Source organism: Bifidobacterium sp. ESL0775, assembly GCF_029395475.1.
Lineage (GTDB): Bacteria > Actinomycetota > Actinomycetes > Actinomycetales > Bifidobacteriaceae > Bifidobacterium.
The window spans coordinates 930,929-943,912 of record NZ_CP113917.1; the positions used below are offsets into that span (position 1 = coordinate 930,929).

At 56.5% G+C, this 12,984-nt stretch carries 10 protein-coding genes; 8 read left to right on the top strand and 2 right to left on the bottom strand.

What is annotated here, in order from left to right; genetic code table 11:
- The first annotated feature begins 216 nt into the window (after positions 1-216).
- Entirely contained in the window at positions 217-3,597 is a 3,381-nt protein-coding gene (gene ileS / locus OZX73_RS03205; protein WP_277150601.1) for a mupirocin-resistant isoleucine--tRNA ligase, read from the top strand.
- A gap of 133 nt (positions 3,598-3,730) precedes the next feature.
- On the opposite strand, the gene OZX73_RS03210 is transcribed toward ileS, so the two are convergent.
- The gene (locus OZX73_RS03210; RefSeq protein ID WP_277150603.1) at positions 3,731-4,717 is read right to left on the bottom strand and encodes a DsbA family protein; all 987 of its coding nucleotides are present in this window, start codon (positions 4,715-4,717) and stop codon (positions 3,731-3,733) included.
- Between the two features lie 350 nt (positions 4,718-5,067).
- On the opposite strand from OZX73_RS03210, the gene OZX73_RS03215 reads away from it, so the two are divergent.
- Complete coding sequence (locus tag OZX73_RS03215; RefSeq protein WP_277150605.1) at positions 5,068-6,093, top strand: TraX family protein; 1,026 nt, start codon at positions 5,068-5,070, stop codon at positions 6,091-6,093.
- 251 nt (positions 6,094-6,344) lie between these two features.
- On the opposite strand, the gene OZX73_RS03220 is transcribed toward OZX73_RS03215, so the two are convergent.
- Positions 6,345-7,376 carry a thioredoxin domain-containing protein gene (locus OZX73_RS03220; protein WP_277150607.1) on the bottom strand — a complete coding sequence of 344 codons (1,032 nt, stop codon included), beginning with the start codon at positions 7,374-7,376 and terminating at the stop codon, positions 6,345-6,347.
- 406 nt (positions 7,377-7,782) lie between these two features.
- On the opposite strand from OZX73_RS03220, the gene OZX73_RS03225 reads away from it, so the two are divergent.
- From OZX73_RS03225 to OZX73_RS03250, 6 genes are all read left to right on the top strand, one after another.
- Positions 7,783-8,106: a type II toxin-antitoxin system RelE/ParE family toxin gene (locus OZX73_RS03225; protein ID WP_277150610.1), complete on the top strand. Its 324-nt coding sequence runs from the start codon at positions 7,783-7,785 to the stop codon at positions 8,104-8,106.
- A 66-nt stretch (positions 8,107-8,172) separates the two neighbouring features.
- Positions 8,173-8,496, top strand: coding sequence for a type II toxin-antitoxin system Phd/YefM family antitoxin (locus OZX73_RS03230; protein WP_277150612.1), 324 nt, complete (start codon positions 8,173-8,175; stop codon positions 8,494-8,496).
- A gap of 165 nt (positions 8,497-8,661) precedes the next feature.
- Positions 8,662-9,150 carry an S-ribosylhomocysteine lyase gene (locus OZX73_RS03235; RefSeq protein ID WP_277150614.1) on the top strand — a complete coding sequence of 163 codons (489 nt, stop codon included), beginning with the start codon at positions 8,662-8,664 and terminating at the stop codon, positions 9,148-9,150.
- A 277-nt stretch (positions 9,151-9,427) separates the two neighbouring features.
- Positions 9,428-9,871, top strand: a complete 444-nt coding sequence (locus OZX73_RS03240; protein ID WP_348519472.1) for an N-acetyltransferase — start codon at positions 9,428-9,430, stop codon at positions 9,869-9,871.
- 294 nt (positions 9,872-10,165) lie between these two features.
- Positions 10,166-11,524 (top strand): alanine racemase, encoded by a 1,359-nt coding sequence (gene alr, locus OZX73_RS03245; protein WP_277150618.1) that lies wholly within the window; start codon positions 10,166-10,168, stop codon positions 11,522-11,524.
- Positions 11,525-11,641: 117 nt separating this feature from the next.
- Complete coding sequence (locus OZX73_RS03250) at positions 11,642-12,934, top strand: deoxyguanosinetriphosphate triphosphohydrolase (RefSeq protein WP_277150621.1); 1,293 nt, start codon at positions 11,642-11,644, stop codon at positions 12,932-12,934.
- Positions 12,935-12,984: the final 50 nt, after the last annotated feature.

Consider the following 12,984-nt stretch of genomic DNA (forward strand, 5'->3'; position numbering starts at 1 on the left):
AGCTTTTGGAAGAACGGCTGTTCAATTGGTTGGATGGCTTATTAGAACCGACGGGTGGGCCCGAAACAGCCCGTACTTCAAGCGGTTGTGCTGGAGCGATACGTTCAAGTATCCGAACAACATAACAAGCGAGGTGGTACCGCGGTAACGGCGCGTGTTAGCGTCCGTCATCGTCCTCGTGGTAGTTAATGACATCTGCCAAGCGAGGAGACAGCGGTGAGCGAAACCACCAATTCCCATGTGTATCCCAAGGCGTCCGTAGGCGAGCAAAGCGCGCACGTCGCGCCGAACCCGAGCTTCCCCAAAATGGAAGAATCGGTGCTCGATTATTGGGACAAGGACGACACCTTTGAAAAGTCCGTCGAGCGCAATCCAAGCGGTGACCACAGCGACAACGAGTTCGTCTTCTTCGACGGCCCACCGTTCGCCAACGGCTTGCCGCACTACGGCCACTTGCTGACCGGTTACGCCAAGGACGTCATTCCGCGCTACCAGACCATGAAGGGCCGCAAGGTCAGCCGCGTCTTCGGCTGGGACACCCACGGCCTGCCCGCCGAGCTTGAGGCGCAGAAGGAACTGGGGATCGAATCGGTCGACCAGATTGAGGAGATGGGCATCGAGAAGTTCAACGACGCCTGTCGCAAGTCCGTCTTGAAGTATACGAACGAGTGGAAGGATTACGTCCACCGTCAGGCCCGTTGGGTTGATTTCGAGCACGGTTACAAGACCCTGAACACCACCTACATGGAATCGGTGATGTGGGCGTTCAAGACACTGTATGACAAGGGCTTGGCTTACAAGGGCTACCGCGTGCTGCCGTACTGCCCGAAGGACCGCACCCCGCTTTCCGCGCACGAGCTGCGCATGGACGCCGACGTCTATCAGGACCGTCAGGACATCACCCTCTCCGTCGCCGTTAAGATGCGTGATGAGGACGACGCCTACGCCGTCTTTTGGACGACTACGCCTTGGACCGTGCCGACCAACTTCCTTATTGTCGTCGGTGAGGACATCGATTATGTCGAGGTCAAGCCTACTGAAGGCAAGTTCGCTGGGAAGAAGTTCTACCTTGGAAAGCCGCTGCTGGGTTCGTATGCCAAGGAACTTGGCGAGAACTATGAGATCGTCCGCGAGCTCAAGGGCAAGGAACTGGTCGGCCGTCGCTACTGGCCGGTCTTCCCGTATTTCGCGGGGGAGGAAGCCGAGTCTGAAGGCCACATCCCTGGGCCGAACGCCTACCAGATCCTCGCCGCCGACTATGTCGACACCGTCGAAGGTACCGGCATGGTCCATCAGGCTGTCTATGGCGAAGACGATATGAACACGCTGAACGCAGCCGGCGTCAATTGCATCGACGTGCTCGACGCTAGCTGCACCTTCACCGCCGATTGCCCGGATTACGAAGGCATGTACGTCTTCGATGCCAATATGCCGATCCTGCGCAACCTGCGCAACGGTGACGGCCCGCTGGCCCGCATCCCCGAGAATCATCGCGCGCTGCTCTTCCAGGAGAAGAGCTACGTGCACTCCTACCCGCACTGCTGGCGTTGCGGCACCCCGCTGATCTACAAGCCGGTCTCCTCCTGGTTCGTCTCCGTGACCAAGATCAAGGACCGTCTGCTCGCCAACAACCAGCTGATCAACTGGATTCCCGAGAACGTCAAGGACGGCCAGTTCGGCAAATGGCTGCAGAACGCCCGCGACTGGTCAATCTCCCGCAACCGCTTCTGGGGCTCGCCGATTCCCGTGTGGGTTTCAGACGACCCGAAGTACCCGCGCGTCGATGTCTACGGTTCGCTCGACCAGCTCAAGGCCGACTTCGGCGACTACCCGCGCGACGGCGAGGGTAACGTCAACATGCACCGGCCCTATATCGACAACCTGACCCGCGTCAACCCCGACGACCCGACCGGTAAGTCGCACATGCACCGCATCACCGACGTGCTCGACTGCTGGTTCGAGTCCGGCTCCATGCCGTTCGCGCAGTTCCATTACCCCTTCGAGAACAAGGAGTACTTCGAACAGCACTTCCCGGCCGACTACGTGGTCGAATACATCGGCCAGACCCGCGGCTGGTTCTACGTGCTGCACGTCATGGCCACGGCCCTGTTCGACAAGCCCGCCTTCAAGAACGTCATCTGCCACGGTATTGTGCTCGGCGACGACGGCCAGAAGATGAGCAAGCACCTCAGGAACTACCCGGATGTCAACGGCGTGTTCAACGACTACGGCTCCGACGCGATGCGCTGGTTCCTCATGTCCTCGCCGATCCTGCGTGGCGGCAACCTCATCGTCACCGCCGATGGCATCCGCGACACCGTGCGCCAGGTGCTGTTGCCGGTGTGGAGCTCGTATTACTTCTTCACGCTGTACGCCAACGCGGCGAACGGCGGCAAGGGTTACGACGCTCGCGCGCTGAAGCCCGAGGAAGTCGCCGGGCTGCCGCAGATGGACCGCTACCTGTTGGCCCGTACTCGCAGGCTCGTGGTTTCGGTCGAGCATGCGCTCGATACCTTCGCCATCTCCGACGCGTGCGCCGCGGTGCAGGACTTCATCGACATGCTCACCAACTGGTACATCCGCAACAACCGCGAACGCTTCTGGGACGAGGACGAGAACGCCTTCAACACGCTCTACACTGTGCTCGAAGTGCTCATGCGCGTCATGGCGCCGCTGGCCCCGATGGAGTCCGAGTCGATCTGGCGCGGGCTTACCGGTGGGGAATCCGTACATCTGGCCGAATGGCCATTCGTCACCGTGCAGGATGAGAAGTCCCACGATGTCGGCGCCAACGCCGAATCCACCGGCGAGCTCAACCAAGGCAAGGAAACCGAGCTGGGACGTGTGTTGGTCGACGAGCCCAAACTGGTGGAGGCCATGGAACAGGTACGTGAAGTCGTCTCCAGCACGCTTTCGCTGCGCAAGTCCTGCCAGATTCGCGTGCGTCAGCCGCTCGCCAAACTTACCGTTCTGGTCGACAATCCCGATGCCGTCGCCGAGTACGACGACATCTTGAAGACCGAGCTCAACGTCAAGGACGTGGAATTCTCCACGCTCGCCGACGCAGGCAAACATGGCTTGAAGATCGTGCACGACCTGAAGGTCAACGCCCGTGCTGCCGGTCCGAGGCTTGGCAAGCAGGTGCAGTTCGCCATCAAGGGCTCCAAGTCCGGCAACTGGCATGTCGACGAATCCGGTGCGCCAGTGGTCGAGACGCCGAACGGCGACCTGAAGCTGGAGGAGGGCGAATATACCCTGATCAACCAGGTCGAGGAAGTCGGGGCTGAGGATCGCGCCAACGACGTCTCTGCAGCGCTTCCCGGCGGCGGTTTCGTCATTCTCGACACGGCTTTGACCGACGATCTCATCGCCGAAGGCTATGCACGTGACGTCATCCGCGCCGTGCAGGACGCCCGCAAGGACGCCGACCTTGACATCGCTGACCGCATCAGTCTGAAGCTCGATATGCCAACCGCCGACGCTCCGAAAGCCGAGCAGTTCCGAGACCTCATCGCCCATGAGACGCTGGCCACGAAGCTCGACATCAACGCCGAAACGTCCACTGACGAGCTGAAGGTCACGGTCGCCAAGGCATAGCGCACCAGCAACCAATAATGTAATACGTTAAACGGCAATCGGGTCTGCATCCAAAAGGTGCAGACCCGATTCCATATCAATCACACGCCTGTGTTTGCTGGACATATATCCTATGCAAACCAGCTACCTCATCTCATGCGGACTTCGGTGCGTCCGTGGGGCCAAGTGTCGGCAGGACCTTAGCATTGCCGACTTCCTGGGGTTTCAGACCGATGCTGTTCTCGAAGCCGGATACCAGCTCGTCGTAGCTGCGGTCTTTCAACGACCACACGCATTTGTTGACACGAATCAATGGGGTGGCGAAGGTGCCGCCTTGCGGATAAATGGCGGTGTCACACAATTCCGGACGATGGAAAACGGTGTAATTGTTCGCTTTGCTCATGTATTCGGCGTAGGTGCCCTGCGTGGCCTTTCTCGCTGTGGTCTTGTCCACGCCGGCCTTGACGGCCTGGCAGATGATCTGCTCATCGCTCACCGGCTTGTAGGCGGTTTCGCTGGGCTGGAAGTCCTTTTCGAAGAGGGCCGATACGAAATCCATCAGATGGCCCGGGTCCTTGCTGGCGATGTACGCCGCGGCGCTCGCGGTGCGCAGTGAGTAATGGTCGGTCGAATTGCCATCGAGGAACGTGACCGGATGCACCTCGATGTTGATTTGGCGCGCCTTGTTCATCTTCTTCAGCGCGGAGTCCATCGTGCGGTTGATCTCGCCGCAGTTGGGGCACATGAAGTCCAGATAGATTTCGACGGTGGGTGCCTTGGGATTTAGCTTGGCCTTCTTGCAGGCGATCAGGCCGCCTTGGTTGGTGGCGTTGTTGGGCTTTTGGGCGACTGCCTGAAGCTGGCGGTAAGCGTTGGAGGTGGTCTGTGTCTTGATTTGTTGCGTTTTACTGTGCTCGCCCCAAGCGGTGGCGCCGATCACCGCGACCAGCGCCACGACGACAAACGCCACGATCGCGCCGATGATCGTCTGCTGCCGGCGCTCTTTCGCGGTGACTGCGGCCGCTTGCGCCTCTGCCGCCGCCTTGGCCGCGCGTCTTTGTCGCTGGTTTCGCGTCGAAGTCGCATAATCGTTTGATGAACGAACCGGCTCGTTCTGTGGCTTGCGGTGTTTGCGTGACATGCTTTGCCTCTTTTGTTTGCTTCCTTGCGGACTTCGCTCCTCGCGTAACACAACGGGTGCGGTCTTGTCTAACAATTATATAGGCCGCAAGGAAAAGCATCGTATGGCTTGGCTATACGGACCAATGGTTTCGTGCCGGCGTCATTTCAAGTAATTAGACATTCAAAAACGATATTTCATCCTCCGGAACGATGGCGTGACAATCGCGAATGCGTATTCTTGGATATCGGAAAAGGCTGTTGGACTGATCGGTTTCATGTTTACAAGCCAGAGATTGGCGTGATGGCTCACCGAGCAAGGCAAGAACTATTGATATTCGATATTGAGAACTACGAATAGGGGATATACGAATGGGCAAAAGCAACGTTATCGACAATCGCACAACCGGAACCATTGACAAGATTCGTTCCCGTCGCCTGGGATTGACGACCTTCGACATCAAGATGATTGGCGTGGTGCTGATGGTGGTCGATCATGTCCATCAGATGTTCGCCTCGCAAGGTGCGCCAAACTGGCTCGACTGGTTCGGACGGCCCGTGGCCACGCTGTTCTTCTTCGTCAGCGTCATCGGTTTCTCGCACACGCACAGCAAAAAGGCCTATATGGCGCGACTTTACGTGTGCATGGTGTTGATGGCCATACTTGACGTGGTGCTGCAGCAGGTAATCAACTATGACGGTGCCCAGCTGGTCAACAACATCTTCCGCGACCTTTTCATCGGCACGATCTTCATGGCCGCCATCGACTGCTTCGAGGCCGCGTTCAAGAAGCACGGCAACAAGGCCTCCTCCGGGTTCGGCGCTGGCGTGCGCGGCGGTGACGAGCGTGCCGATGCAGTTCATGGGGTTATTGGTCGTAACGCTGTCGCCGGAACTTCCGTCAATAACGTTACCGCCTCCGGGCGGGCTGCGATGTCGGCCAGCAGGCACGCCGGCACTGTCACTCGTGGTTTCCGCGTGAAGAAGACCTTCGAGGGCTTGCTGTTGCTTGCCCTTCCGTTCCTGCTCTCGTTGGCGCTTCTGCCGTTCATGGCCCAAGGCGACGGCACGCAAAGCCCGGTGATGATATGGGTGCTGCGTGTGCTGACCGCCGTCGATCCGGCGATTCTGCTCGCTGAAAACACCGTCATGGTACTACTCATCCCGGTGATGTACGCCCTACGCAACGTCAAGCACAGCGCGGTTTGGCGGAGCGTGGCTATCGCCGTGGTCGCGGCGTGTTACGCCTTCGCCGGGCAGACGCAATGGATGATGATCTTCGCCATCATCCCGATCCTGCTCTACAACGGCGCGAAGGGACGTGGCGACAAGTACTTCTTCTATATCTTCTATCCCGCCCATATCGCCGCGCTGTATATCTTGGCGAGTGTCATCTGAGTGGCTTGAACCTGGCGAGTGTGGTTTGAGCTTTGACTCGGATAGCGCATCGTCACACATATTCGCTTACGGAAGTGCCGTCGCAAATCAGTATGCGACGGCACTTTTGATTTTGGCTCAATAAAACATTGAGTAGGTTGTGAGGGATAGATCAGCGTGGGGCCGAAGAGCAATGTGCCTGACCTTGTGTTGTCTGGTTTGCTCGGCTGGTTTGTTCGCACGCCAAAGTGATTTCAGCGCACTCTCTATGGTCACAGATATTGCTTGGCTATTGCCCCTACTTGGCCGTGCGCGCCTATCGACGGCGTGACTTGGGGGTTGCCGACATCCCGCTCGTTCAGACCGATGACCTGAATCAGTGCTGACGAGACGTTCTCCAGCTTCTGCATGGCGCGGTATTTCCACATGGTGCCGTTGATGGTGATAGTCGGCGACGAGAAGCGGTGCTCACCGCGTACATCGACGAAAAGGTCTTTGCGCAGGAGCGTGTATTTCGTGGCCCTCTGAACGTAATCCGTGTAGGAGCCGTTCGTGGCGGCGGAGGCCACCTGCTTGCTCACGCCAGCCTTTAGCGCTTGATCGATGATTTGTTGGTCAGTGACGTTCTTGCCGTCCAGTGATTGGTGGTGAAAATCTGTGTCATACATTGATGAGGTGAAGTCGAGCAGTTTATCTGGTTCATGAGAGGAGATGTAAGCGGCAACTCCCGCGGCTCGGGTGGAGTAGTGGTTCTTCGTCTTGGCGTCGAGGAAATTGACAGGATGCAGGTACAGGTTGATCTGCCGCGCCTCGGCCAGTTTTTTAAGCGTGGGGGCGGTGTCGTGGTCGAGATCGGCGCAGTCAGGGCAGAAATAATCGACATACAGGTCGACGCTGGGAGCCTTGGGGTTGAAGTCGCTGGCTTTGAACGCCGGTAGCCCGCCCTGCTTGTTCATGCCCTCCGGCTTCTGCGTCAGCCCCTGCAACTGCTGGTAAGCGCGTTCCTCCGCATGTTGTTTGTCCCAATACCCATACCCCACAACCGCCACAATGACCACGACCAACACCGCCGCGATGATTCCAAAGATGGTGAGCGTGAGATGCTTCTGCTTCTTTTCGTCTGTTTTGGTTGCTGTTTCGCTGGTTTCCGGACTTGAATGGTCCACTTTATTCGTGTGGCTGGTTTCTTGTGTTAACTTTGCTGTTGGGGCACCAGTGGTGTTGTTTGCTTGTGTTGTTGAGATATCGTCGGTATCAACCTCGTTTGGCTGTTGAGCGTCTTTCTCGTCACCGTTGTCCACCATGCTGCTGTGTCCCCTTAAATTCGTCTACGTTGCAATGAAGTTTACGTATTATCTTTTTGACACTCTACTATTTTCCACGTATAAATACCAGCGTTCGTAAGGATTATCTCAGTTTTATATCATTGACGAAAGAGTAGTTTAAGAAAAAATTTAAACGTTTGATGTTTCGAAGCAAGCTATTTTCTCTCTTGTTCATAGCTAGTCTGTTGCCTTCAGAATCGGCGCCTCAACTACTTATTTGATTTATTAATATTGTTTTTGTTTATCTGATCAGCTATTGCAAATAAGACTTGAAGTCAAGATAAAAAATCTTGAATTTTTGAGGATTTCTTAAAAATAATTTGAATATTTCTTTTCCGAACTGATAATTTATCAAAAATGAACTTGCAGAAAAAACAGTGAGGTGATGCATTTGAAAGAATGGAAAGTTAGATATTTAGAAATGGCAAAAGTCGATATCAAAAAGCTTGGTGAACCGCGCGCAAGTCATGTGCGTAAAGCGATTCGTAAAGTTTCTCGCAGCCCTTTACCATTTACTGAGGGTGGATACGGTAAGCCCTTAGGAAACAAAAGAAATAATAATTTGACTGGCTTACTGAAAGTTAAATTAAGAAACGATGGAATAAGAATCGTTTATTCTCTTGAACGAATTGGAAAAACTATGACTATTGTAATCGTTGGAGTACGAGATGATGAGGCTGTTTACCGAGAAGCAGCAAAGCGATTATGATAATTAATACTCCTAATTTGAATTATAATGTATATTTTTATATGGTGTATGATGTGAATTATAGATATGAAGAATGAGGATATTATGGGAACTGCTACTCTTCTAAACAATTTGGTTTCTGTTAGTGACTTCAATCATGGTAAAGCAAGTCAGACGTTCAAGCGTGTACAGAATGATAGCCCAGTTGTCGTCTTGAAGAACAACAAACCTGCAGCTGTTATTGTAAGCCCTGACGATTACCGGCGTTTGACTGAAGCTGAAGAGAATTTTGTTCTTTATCAAGAAGCTATGGAAAGGTTGAAGCAGGACGATGGCAAAAGACTGACTGAGGAAGAAGTGTTTGGCAAGGAGCCGGAAGTTGACGATGGTTATGAACCGGAGTTTGAGTAAACGATAAAATCAAATTATTTCAAGTGACAGATTATCTTGTTGTGCCGCAATCGTCTTGCCGCACAATAAGAATGCTCTTGATTGCACATTAATTTCAATAAGTAAGATATAGCGGCGCCGCATTAAAATGTATTTTAAATTGTTGTACGACTGAAAGGAAACCAAATGGCAGAAGAAAACAAGCCGGAACCGGAGAGCTTTAAGCTCGATCACACCAAGGTGAAGGCACCGTATGTGCGCTTTATCGACACTGAGACAGGCGAGAAGGGCGACGTGATCTCCAATTACGACCTGCGCCTCGTGCAGCCCAACGAGAACGCCATTCCGACCGGCGGCCTGCACACCATCGAGCACACCATCGCGGTGCTGCTGCGCGAGCGCATTCCGGGCTATATCGACTGCTCGCCGTTCGGCTGCCGCACCGGTTTCCACCTGCTGACTTGGGGCGAGCACAGCACCGAGGACGTGGCGAAGGCGCTCAAGGAATCGCTCGAGTTCATCGCCTACAAGGCGACTTGGGACGACGTGCCGGCCACGGACATCAAGAGCTGCGGCAACTACCGCGACCACAGCCTCTTCACCGCCAAGGAATGGTGCAAGAAGATTCTCGATGAAGGCATCAGCTCCGATCCGTACGTGCGCAAGGTGGTCTGATTTTGGCGATATCGCGGCTTTTATGAAGGCTGTGATTGCTTGAATACGATAAGGGACGCTGGCAATGTATTTGCTGGCGTCCCTTTTCGTATTCGCAGAAGTCGAATATGGAGTCTCTCGAAAGTCCCTGTCCGTGTTAGGCTTTCGTTCAGTATTGGTCATGATGTATGGGATAGGCGGTTTCATGAGCGGGCAGCAGTCGGGCGAACACATTCGGAAGGCGACGCAGGGGGATTACGAGACCATCCTGCGCAACTTCGATCGGGCGCGGAAGCTCATGGCAGCAAACGGCAACCCGACGCAGTGGGGCACAACATGGCCGCCGGCCGAACTCGTCCAAAAGGACATCAACGGCGGCAATGCGTTTGTTTTGGTGGATAACGAAGGCGAGAACGGCTCGGAGCGCATCCTCGCGCAGTTCGCCATGTTCACGGGGCTGGAGCCGACCTACGCCGAAATCGAGGGCAAGTGGCTTGACAACGACGAATACGCCACAATGCACCGCCTCGCCTCTTCCGGGCTCAAGCGGCACAGCGCCAAGACCTGCCTCGACTGGGCGGTCAAGACATACGGCAACGTGCGCTGCGACACGCATCCCAACAACAAGGCCATGCAGCACGTTTTCGAGGCCGACGGGTTCCAGCATTGCGGGCTGATCCACGTCATGAACGTCACCGACAAGCCGGACGTGCGCATCGCCTACCAGCGGCATGATAGGTGAAGTCGTTCTTGGGCTAGTCACATCACCACGGGAAGTGTTCGGAACTAGCCAAAGGGTGAGTTGAGCGAAGCCTCGCTTTGGCGGGAATTGAGCAACGGCATTCGGACGAAATGATAAGCCTATAGCAAGTTGTTTTTGCGCGGGTAAGTACTGATGGATGAAAGTCTGTTTGATTAATCAGTATCGTATATTTTCGTGTCTTGATTTGTGTGCTGAACCGATGAATTTGCCAGTTGTGTAGCGTTTTCGGCTTGATGTTTGCGTTCGTCACCTGCCCGCGACACAATATTGACTATGACATTGAACGCATTGGAACCATGGCCGTTTTCCTCCACTCTTGGCAAGTCGAACTACACCGCGGCGCTGCGGCGCTATCCTGGGCAAGCCATCGTCGATCTCAAGGCGATGCGCGACAACATGCGCCACATGGTCGAGGTCGTCGGCGGCCCGAAGTCCGGCACAGCCGTGATGGGCGTGGTGAAGGCCGATGGCTACGGGCATGGGCTCATTCCCTCCGCGTTGGCGGCGCTCGCGGGCGGCGCGACTTGGCTGGGAACCGCGCAGCCGCGTGAGGCGCTGCTGCTGCGCATGGCGGGCATCGATTCAAGTCGTTGCCACATTCTCACCTGGATGTACAACGGGCGCAATGCCCCGCTGGTCGAGCTCATCGCCAGCGACATCGACATTTCCGTGGGTTCGCTCGACGGCATCGATGCCGTGGCGGCCGCCGCACGCAAGCTCGGCATGCCGGCGCGTGTGCATATCAAGGTTGACACCGGTTTCGGCCGCAACGGCTTCACTTCCGAAGGCTTCCAAGCCGCGCTCGACAAGCTCGTGCCGCTCGCCAAGGAAGGCGTGCTCGACATCGTGGGGCAGTGGAGTCACTTCTCGGTGGCCGACGCGCCCGATGTCCCCGAGTTCGTGGAGGCGACCGACCAGCAGCTCGAAAGCTTCAAACAGTTCACCGCACGTATGGAGAAGGCCGGCATTCCACCGCGCATCCGCCATATCGCCAACACTGCGGCGACGTTCTCGCGTCCGGAGGCGCGCTTCGAACTGACCCGTCCGGGTATCGGGCTTTACGGTTACGAGGCCGATCCGGCGATGGGCACGCCGTCGAGATATGGTCTGAAGCCGGCGATGACGCTACAGGCGCAACTGGCCACGGTCAAAAGCGTTGAGGCTGGACACGGGATTTCGTACGGGCGCACCTATATCACCGACGAGGTGACCAGCACGGCCATCGTGCCGCTGGGTTACGCCGATGGCATTCACCGCTCCGCCTCCGGGTTCGATGAAGCCGGCGCGAAGCACACAAGCAAGTCGGGCGGACCGGTGCGCGTGATGACCTCCGAAGGACCAAAGCTCATGCGGGTTTCCGGGCGCGTGTGCATGGACCAGTTCATCCTCGATCTGCATGGCGATTCCGAGAAACTTGGCGTGCACGAAGGTGACACCGTGGAGCTCTTCGGGCCTGGGCGCGGCGAGCAGTATGCGGAACCGACCGCCGACGATTGGGCGCGCGCCGCCGACACCATCAGCTACGAGATCTTCACCTGCCTGCGCACGCGCATCCCGCGGCTGTATCTGCATGCGGCCGAGGTGCTCGACGCCCAGGATATGAGCAAACTCAACGCAAAGACCTTGCTGTAAGTTTTGTGTTACGTTGAGGAATTGCGTTGATTTGATTGGCGTTGTTTAGGCACGAATAAAAGTGGTTTTATAGAAACTGCGTTGATGACAAGATGACGTGAAAGACGAAAGGCATACATGGCTAAGACGCGCACCGCGGATGGCGAGGAAATACTGACTGAGGAGGGCTATGACGCCTTCGACGAGGAGCGTTGGGCCCCCGAACCTCCGAAATCCCAATCCCGCACGGCCTTCCAGCGCGACCGCGCGCGTCTCATCCATTCCTCGGCGTTGCGCAGGCTCGGCGCGAAAAGCCAGATTCTGGTGGCCGGAACCGACGATTTCGCCCGTACCCGGCTGACGCACACGCTTGAGGTCGCGCAGATTGGCCGGCAGATTGGTTCGATGCTTGGCTGTGACCCGGACGTGGTCGATTGCGCCTGCCTGGCCCACGATCTCGGACATCCGCCATTCGGGCATAACGGCGAGCGGGTGCTGGCTGATATCGCCTCCGGCATCGGTGGTTTCGAAGGCAACGCGCAGACCTTGCGGTTGCTCACGCGGCTTGAGCCGAAAGTCTTTCATGCCGACGGGCGCTCAGCAGGCGTCAACCTTACCCGTGCCTCGCTTGACGCGGCTGTGAAATATCCCTGGACGCTTGCGGAAGCCTCGAAACACCCGAAAGGGGAGCGGAGCCTGAAATTCTGCGTCTACCCCGATGACGTCGACGTGTTCAACTGGCTCAAGACCGGGGCGCCGAAAGACGCCAAGCCGATGGAATGCCAGGTCATGGACCTTTCCGACGACATCGCCTACAGCGTGCACGATGTAGAAGACGCCATCGCCACCGGCGCGTTCAATCCGCTTGCTTTGGCCGATTCGCGTGTGCTCGACGGCATCGTGGAGGCTACCCGCGAATGGTACGGCCAGCAATGGGACGCCGATGAGCTGCTCGAGGCATTGCACCGCTTGAAGAAACGACACATGTTCCCCTCGCATTTCAACGGCTCGCGACAGGCTTTGGCGCAGTTGAAGAACATCACCAGCTCGCTGATCGGCCGGTTCGCCAGCTCCGTGGAGCAGGCGACGCGCGAGCAGTACGGTCAGGGCCCGCTGACGCGCTACAGCGCCAACGTCGTCATCCCCGACGAGACCAACTACGAGATCGTCGCGCTTAAGGGCATCGCGGTCTACTTCGTCATGGCGCCGCGGGAGCGGGAGCCGTTGTACGATCAGGAGCAGCAGATCGTCGCCGATCTGGTCGATGTGCTGATGGCCAATTCACCGCGTCCCTCCGACGCGCTGGAAACCGTGTTCCTCGAGGACTGGAACGAGTCCACCAACGATGACGAGCGCCTGCGCGTGGCCATCGACCAAGTGGCTAGCTTGACCGACGGCTCCGCCATGACCCTCCATTCCCTGATTTGCTGAATTTCATGCGACTTGCCCGTTGGGAATAAGATTCTAAACGGATGCGGTGT

Coding starts and splice junctions, on each gene's coding strand:
- OZX73_RS03210 (WP_277150603.1), bottom strand. CDS start 4,717: ATGTCACGCAAACACCGCAAGCCACAGAACGAGCCGGTTCGTTCATCA.
- OZX73_RS03215 (WP_277150605.1), top strand. CDS start 5,068: ATGGGCAAAAGCAACGTTATCGACAATCGCACAACCGGAACCATTGAC.
- OZX73_RS03240 (WP_348519472.1), top strand. CDS start 9,428: ATGGCAGCAAACGGCAACCCGACGCAGTGGGGCACAACATGGCCGCCG.
- OZX73_RS03225 (WP_277150610.1), top strand. CDS start 7,783: ATGCATTTGAAAGAATGGAAAGTTAGATATTTAGAAATGGCAAAAGTC.
- OZX73_RS03230 (WP_277150612.1), top strand. CDS start 8,173: ATGAAGAATGAGGATATTATGGGAACTGCTACTCTTCTAAACAATTTG.
- OZX73_RS03250 (WP_277150621.1), top strand. CDS start 11,642: ATGGCTAAGACGCGCACCGCGGATGGCGAGGAAATACTGACTGAGGAG.
- alr (WP_277150618.1), top strand. CDS start 10,166: ATGACATTGAACGCATTGGAACCATGGCCGTTTTCCTCCACTCTTGGC.
- OZX73_RS03220 (WP_277150607.1), bottom strand. CDS start 7,376: ATGGTGGACAACGGTGACGAGAAAGACGCTCAACAGCCAAACGAGGTT.
- OZX73_RS03235 (WP_277150614.1), top strand. CDS start 8,662: ATGGCAGAAGAAAACAAGCCGGAACCGGAGAGCTTTAAGCTCGATCAC.